Genomic DNA, 6,928 nt, shown 5'->3' on the forward strand with positions numbered 1-6,928 from the left:
TTTTAATACTCCTTTTTTCATTCTCCTGCAAATGTTTTTAGATGGTTATCAACAATTGTAGTGATTTGGTGCAAATCCTCTTGATATTGCACGAAGTCTGTTTCATCACCATTTATTCGAATAACAGGTATATTCGGATGCATCATTTCAAACTCACTCATATAGTCTTCGTAGTCTGTAATAAGCTGTGCAAGATATGAAGGCTTAATATTCTTCTCAATATCACGATTTCTCATTTTAATCCGTTTTTGTATGGTGTCTAGACTTGCAGTTAAATAGATCATTATATTTGGTGTAGGCATATCTGCGGTTAGAATATGATATACCTTCTCATATTTTTCAAATTTGTCACTTTGTAATGTACGTTTTGCAAAAATCATGTTTTTTAATATATGATAATCAGCAATAACTGCTTTATTTTGGTTTAAATAATCTACTTTTATATCTTCTAATTGCTTTATTCGATTGCATAGAAAGAACATTTCCGTTTGAAAACTCCAGGCTTCAATATTATCGTAGAACTTGCCTAAAAATGGGTTTTCCTCTACAATTTCCTTTAATAACTGAAAGTCTAATTGACTAGAAAGTTTCTTCGCGAGAGATGTTTTTCCTACTCCAATCGGTCCTTCTATCGCAATAAAAGGGACACTTGTCATGGTTCATCCTCCAATTTAAACTAAATTCACATTTTCTAATTTTAACATAGAAGCGATAAACTTGGTACTTTCCCAAAAGTATAACTTACAGGAAGGTTTTTCCAATGGAAATCGTTTAATCTTTATTTTTCTTTTATTTTTTAGTATAATAATATATGCTATTCCAAATTATGGCCTCGTAGCTCAGGGGATAGAGCATTGGTTTCCTAAACCATGTGTCGCAGGTTCGAATCCTGCCGGGGTCACTCTCCTGTATTTTTTCGTAAAAACTGCCTTCCTTTTTTTCATTTTTAATCTCTTAATGACAAATAATCTAATCGCCATCATAGAAAGTTAAATATACATCGAGAAAGGAATTAACATATGAGTCTAACAAAAAAAATAATTATTGCACTAATACTTGGAGTAATTGTAGGTATTGGTTTAAGCTATGCTCCAACAGATATTTTTTCTACTATAAATATGTATGTCCTTAATCCCATCGGACAAATCTTTCTTAACCTTATTATGATGTTGGTTGTGCCAATTGTGTTTGTTTCAATTGTATTAGGAACAGCTGGTATCGGTGATCCTAAAAAATTAGGGAGTATTGGTATTAAAGCTATTTCCTTTTTCCTTGTAACAACAGCTATTGCTTTATGTATCGGTGTTGGATTAGGTTTCCTTATTCAACCAGGACAAGCCGGCGTATTTGATACGGGTAATATAGAGTATGAATCACAGTCTGCTCCACCGATCATGGATACAATTATTAATATTATCCCAAGAAACCCAATTGAATCAATGGCATCGGCTGATATGTTACAGATTATTGCTTTTGCTGTTTTTATTGGTATGGGGCTAGCAACTTTAGGAGAAAAAACAAAGGGGATATTAAACTTATTTGAACAAGCTAATGATTTATTGATGTGGCTAATTAATATGATTATGAAAACTGCCCCATATGGTGCCTTTGCATTAATTGCAAGTGCTATTGGTGGTGCGGGTTTGAATGCAATCGGTTCGATGTTTATGTATATGGTTACGATCGTTCTTGGGCTAATTCTCCATGGTGCAATAACATATAGTTTAATGATTAAGTTCATAGGTAAAGGTAGCCCAGTAAAATTTTATAAGGAATTCTTTCCAGCAATGTCTGTAGCCTTTAGTACTTCCAGTTCGAATGCTACTTTACCACTTGCTATGAAAATAGCGCAAGAAAAGTTAGGGGTAAAAAAGGAGATTAGTAGTTTTGTACAACCTTTAGGAGCGACAATAAATATGGACGGAACTGCAATCATGCAAGCAGTTGCTACTGTTTTCATTGCACAGATTTATGCTGAAACGTTAGGAGTTAGTGATATTCTGTTAATTATCCTAACGGCAACACTAGCAAGCATTGGAACTGCAGGTGTTCCAGGAGTAGGCTTAGTCATGCTAGCAATGGTATTACAAGCAGTTGGATTACCAGTAGAAGGAATTGCACTTATTATTGGTGTAGACCGTATATTGGATATGCTTCGGACATCATTGAATACATCAGGTGATGCAACATGTGCCTATGTTATTTCCGAATATGAAAAGCGAAAAGAAGCCAAGGTACTAAAGTCTTAAAATGAATATAATAAATCTATGTTATCTAGTTGGTATAGAGGCATAGGTTTATTTTTTTGTTAAAAGACTTTAAAAATGTCACAGAATGTTCTAAAATAAGTTTAAGTCACTTAATATTATAACTATTTATTCTAATTAGAATTGTAATCGATTACAGATGATGGGAGAGGTGATTATAATGGATATGCAAGCGATAGCTTCTAAAAATGGAAACTTTAATTTGAAGGATTATGAGGGAACACGTGAGACATTTAGATGGGAAGATGTGAACAAACACTTCACTTGGAATGATACTGGAAAAGTAAATATGGCGTACGAGGCGTTAGACCGCCATGCTGAGGACTCTAAAACAAAGGATAAAATTGCGCTAATCTATTCGGCACCAGAACGAGAGGCAAAAAAAACCTTTAGTGAACTTAGTAAAGAAAGTAATAAATTTGCGAATGTCTTAAAGAAATATGGGATAGAGAAAGGGGATCGTGTCTTTCTTTTCATGCCAAGAAGTCCAGAATTTTATGCGGCATTTTTTGGAATATTAAAGATCGGCGCAGTTGCAGGTCCGCTTTTTGAAGCATTTATGGAGCAAGCAGTGCGTGACCGCTTGCAGGATAGTGAAGCAAAGGTTCTAATAACAACGAAGGAATTAATAGCCAGAGTACCACAAGAGGAACTACCACATCTAGAGAAGGTTATTATTGTTGGTGAAGTACCGGATGATCAAGGGAATTATATAGATTATAAAGAGGAAGTGGACGGTGCGTCAGACCAGTTTGACATGGTGTGGGTGGATTTAGAAGATGGAATGCTTCTTCATTATACATCTGGGTCAACTGGTAAGCCTAAAGGAGTATATCATGTCCATAATGCAATGATTCAGCATTATGCTACTGGTGAATGGGTGCTTGATTTAAAAGAAGATGATGTCTATTGGTGTACAGCTGATCCAGGATGGGTAACAGGAACAAGTTACGGTATCTTTGCTCCGTGGTTACACGGTGTTACAAATGTCATTCGTGGGGGTAGATTTACACCTGATGATTGGTATCATACATTGGAAAAATACCAAGTGTCTGTGTGGTATACTGCCCCTACCGCCTTGAGAATGCTAGTAAGTCACGGAGAGGAAAAACTAAGGAGTTATGATTTAACCGCACTAAGACATCTTATGAGTGTGGGAGAGCCGCTTAATCCTGAGGTAATAACTTGGGGACTGGCAGCATTTAATTTACGGATACATGATACGTGGTGGATGACAGAAACAGGTGCACAACTAATTGTAAATCTGCCTGCACTTGAAATACGACCTGGTTCAATGGGCAAACCCATTCCAGGTATCGAAGCCGCAATTGTTGATAATGAAGGCAACGAATTACCACCTAACCAAATGGGGAATTTGGCGATAAAAGAAGGATGGCCAGCGATGATGCGACAAATTTGGAACAATCCTAGTAAATATGAAAGCTATTTTATTAATGGTTGGTATGTTTCTGGGGATAGTGCTTACCGGGATGAGGATGGGTACTTTTGGTTTCAAGGCCGCCTAGATGATGTTATTAATACATCCGGGGAGCGTGTTGGCCCGTTTGAAGTGGAAAGTAAGTTAATTGAACACCCTGCTGTAGCTGAAGCTGGTGTTATTGGTAAGCCTCATCCAGAACGCGGTGAGATTATTAAGGCTTTTATTACATTGAATGATAAGTATACAGAAACACCAGAATTGTTAGAGGAGATACGTGTATTTGTTAAAACAGGTTTAAGTGCTCATGCAGCACCGAGGGAAATAGAAGTGAAAGATAGTATCCCTAAAACACGGAGCGGTAAAATCATGCGTAGGCTCCTAAAATCGTGGGAACTTGGATTACCAACAGGGGATACCTCTACACTAGAAGAATAAGCTATTTTAAATGATTACGTAGGGAATCTGGCAAAGCATTTATATTAACTACGCTTTAATAATAGATAAAAATAGAAACCATAGAGGTCAATTCTAGTAGCTTTAGCTTTCGTCAATTAGTGGCGATAGCTAGAGTTTTTCTTTATTATGATAGTAACAATACGTTAAAGGGGAAGACATGATGCATACCACGGATGACCCAATACATCTTTATCCGAATACATCTATTCAAATAGTTCCAGGTGATTTGCTATATTCACATAAAGTTGCTTATTCTTCCTTTCTTGTTGGACATGAAGCAATTATAGGTATGAATTACCGAATTTATCATGTGAACAGGTGGGGGAATATCGGTCATTCTGATAGTATGCCGATCTATCTAAGCCGACACAAACCGCTAGAGAAATTAACAATATTGCGCTTCCCTGATGCTGATAAAGCAAAGAATGCAGCTAAGTGGGCAATGCTTCATATTGATAGGGTGGAGAAATATACGTTTGACCGAGATTTAGATAGTATTGAAAATAACTATTGCTCCAAGTATATTTGGCAGGCGTATTACTTTGGTAATAATCAAAATTTTGACCTATATGGAAGAGATACAAATCCAATAAAAAGACGATACGTTACCCCGTCACAGCTGTATCGTAAGTTTGAAGTGGTAGGAAGCTTTAGAAATACACTGTATCGCTAATGGTAATAAAAAAATCTGAATGAAGGGTGTATTTCCCCATCATTCAGATTTTTTATTACTGTTTAGTACGAGCGGATAAAGCTGTAGCTAGACTTCTCTTAACAGGAGCCTGCGCTTTTCTTATGATTTAATATCGTCTGCTGGGCCAAATATTTCAAAGTGTATATCTGTATCGGCAACACCAAATTCTCTTAAGTTCTTATATTGGGCACGCATAAATCCTTTAGGTCCACAGAAATAGAAGGCAGCGTCGTTTGTTGGAAGAATGCTAGTTAACCATTCATAATCAACATACCCTTCCTTATCACATGTTTCTCCCTCGGCAGGTGTGTCGTATACGGTATAGCTTTTTACTTGTTTATTTCCTTCCACAATTTCAGTTACTCTATCTTTCATCGCGTGGAATTTACCAGATCTAGCAGCTTGAATATAGATAACTTCACGGTTTGGCTGTACTTTAATTGTTGTCTCTAACATACTCATCATAGGTGTTAGACCAACACCACCACTGATTAAAATAAGAGGCCGATTATCTTCTTGGTCTAATACAAAGTCTCCACCTGGTGCACTAATAGGAAGAATACTTCCCTCTTCAACTTGCTCATGTAAGAAGGTAGATACAACACCTGCTGGACCTGCTCCTATAGCGTCCTCTCTTTTTACACTGATACGATAGTACTCTTCTCCAGGTGCCTGGGATAGACTGTATTGACGAAGATGATTATATTCTTGACTATCTATTTCTGCTTTAATCGTAATGTATTGCCCGGGTCTGTAGCTAGGGAATACTTTTTCATCAACAGGTTTTAGATAGAAGGATGTAATTACATCGCTTTCTTTTTCCTTTTTAACTACTTTAAAGTCACGGTAGTCAACCCATCCACCAGGACTATCTTGAACTTCTTTATACATTTCTTTCTCTACTGTAATAAATACATTTGCAATCTCTCCGTATGCTTTTGCCCATGCATCAATAATCTCATCTGTCGCTGCATCACCTAAGACATCTTTAATTGCAAATAATAAATTTTCACCAACAATTGGGTAGTGCTCAGGTTTAATATTTAAGCTTCGGTGCTTTTCAGCAATTTGCTTCACAACTGGTAAGATGCTTTCTAATTGATCAATATGCATTGCTGCAGCAAGTACCGTATTTGCAAGGGCTTTTGGTTGATCGCCTTTTCTTTGGTTTGTTTGATTAAATATATTTTTTAGTTCTGGATGTTTTTTAAACATTGTTTGATAGAATCTTGTTGTAATCGCTGTTCCGTGTTCTTGTAATACAGGAACAGTTGATTTAATAATATCTCTTGTTTTTTGGTCTAAACCAGTAGCTGTTGTAGTTGACATAACAATACACTCCTTTAGTATTTTAAACATGTATTTTGAATACATCTTTATCTTATAAATAATATTAACACTGTTTCAATAGGGAAAACGCAATCACATGTTACAATATTGTGAAAGGCTTAATGAGGAGAATTCCAATGCAACTAAAAAAATATACAGATTACGCATTACGTGTGTTAATTTTTACTGGGTTAAAAAAAGATGGGGAATTAGCTAGTATCAAGGAAATTTCTGAGGTCTACAATATTTCGCCAAATCATTTAGGGAAGATTGTTTTTGAATTAAATAAGCTTGAGTTACTAGAAACAATAAGAGGTAGAAACGGAGGAATTCGATTAGCGAAAGCTCCTGAAGAGGTAAATATCGGATTGTTAATACGCAGGCTTGAAAATGATTTTAATTTATTAGAGTGCTTTAATAGGGGGGCAGATCACTGTGTCATCACCCCTGCCTGTACATTAAAGCATGTACTGAACAAGGCATTACACGCCTTTTTTAAAGTACTGGAAGCATATACGCTAAAGGATTTAATTGAAAACGAACAGGAATTAAAAGCATTAATGGGAATCGCTTCAGAATAAGGACCTTTTCTAAAATGTTGTTGTTATAATCACAATTTATATAGACTGTTGATTTCTTTAATTCAGTATTGTGAAACTCTCGCTTACATTTATTAATGTTAAGCCCTGCCTTTCGCTCCGGCAGAATACTTCGCTTTCCACGGGCACGGCCTCAGCCCTC

6 protein-coding genes and 1 tRNA gene are annotated in these 6,928 nt (G+C 36.3%); 5 read left to right on the plus strand and 2 right to left on the minus strand.

Going from position 1 to position 6,928, the window contains the following annotated elements; all coding sequences use genetic code 11:
• Positions 1–17 precede the first annotated feature (17 nt).
• A complete protein-coding gene (locus tag D8M05_RS11000; protein ID WP_121131733.1) occupies positions 18–656 on the minus strand; it encodes a deoxynucleoside kinase in 639 nt (212 codons plus the stop codon).
• Between the two features lie 172 nt (positions 657–828).
• On the opposite strand from D8M05_RS11000, the gene D8M05_RS11005 reads away from it, so the two are divergent.
• The 4 genes from D8M05_RS11005 to D8M05_RS11020 all read left to right on the plus strand — a co-directional run bounded on the left by D8M05_RS11005 (position 829) and on the right by D8M05_RS11020 (position 4,837).
• A tRNA-Arg gene (locus D8M05_RS11005) sits at positions 829–901 on the plus strand.
• A 118-nt stretch (positions 902–1,019) separates the two neighbouring features.
• On the plus strand, positions 1,020–2,249 hold the full coding sequence (locus tag D8M05_RS11010; protein WP_121131735.1) for a dicarboxylate/amino acid:cation symporter: 1,230 nt from the start codon (positions 1,020–1,022) through the stop codon (positions 2,247–2,249).
• Positions 2,250–2,427: 178 nt separating this feature from the next.
• Complete coding sequence (acsA, locus tag D8M05_RS11015; protein ID WP_121131737.1) at positions 2,428–4,143, plus strand: acetate--CoA ligase; 1,716 nt, start codon at positions 2,428–2,430, stop codon at positions 4,141–4,143.
• Positions 4,144–4,321: 178 nt separating this feature from the next.
• Positions 4,322–4,837 carry a hypothetical protein gene (locus D8M05_RS11020; RefSeq protein WP_183072772.1) on the plus strand — a complete coding sequence of 172 codons (516 nt, stop codon included), beginning with the start codon at positions 4,322–4,324 and terminating at the stop codon, positions 4,835–4,837.
• 120 nt (positions 4,838–4,957) lie between these two features.
• Here D8M05_RS11020 and hmpA read toward each other — a convergent pair whose 3' ends face one another.
• A complete protein-coding gene (hmpA, locus tag D8M05_RS11025) occupies positions 4,958–6,187 on the minus strand; it encodes an NO-inducible flavohemoprotein (RefSeq protein ID WP_121131740.1) in 1,230 nt (409 codons plus the stop codon).
• A 137-nt stretch (positions 6,188–6,324) separates the two neighbouring features.
• Between hmpA and D8M05_RS11030 the strand changes: the two genes are divergently transcribed.
• A complete protein-coding gene (locus tag D8M05_RS11030) occupies positions 6,325–6,768 on the plus strand; it encodes an Rrf2 family transcriptional regulator (protein ID WP_121131742.1) in 444 nt (147 codons plus the stop codon).
• Positions 6,769–6,928: the final 160 nt, after the last annotated feature.

This window comes from Oceanobacillus bengalensis (assembly GCF_003628445.1).
GTDB lineage: Bacteria > Bacillota > Bacilli > Bacillales > Amphibacillaceae > Oceanobacillus > Oceanobacillus bengalensis.

Coding starts and splice junctions, on each gene's coding strand:
- D8M05_RS11000 (WP_121131733.1), bottom strand. CDS start 656: ATGACAAGTGTCCCTTTTATTGCGATAGAAGGACCGATTGGAGTAGGA.
- D8M05_RS11010 (WP_121131735.1), top strand. CDS start 1,020: ATGAGTCTAACAAAAAAAATAATTATTGCACTAATACTTGGAGTAATT.
- acsA (WP_121131737.1), top strand. CDS start 2,428: ATGGATATGCAAGCGATAGCTTCTAAAAATGGAAACTTTAATTTGAAG.
- D8M05_RS11020 (WP_183072772.1), top strand. CDS start 4,322: ATGATGCATACCACGGATGACCCAATACATCTTTATCCGAATACATCT.
- hmpA (WP_121131740.1), bottom strand. CDS start 6,187: ATGTCAACTACAACAGCTACTGGTTTAGACCAAAAAACAAGAGATATT.
- D8M05_RS11030 (WP_121131742.1), top strand. CDS start 6,325: ATGCAACTAAAAAAATATACAGATTACGCATTACGTGTGTTAATTTTT.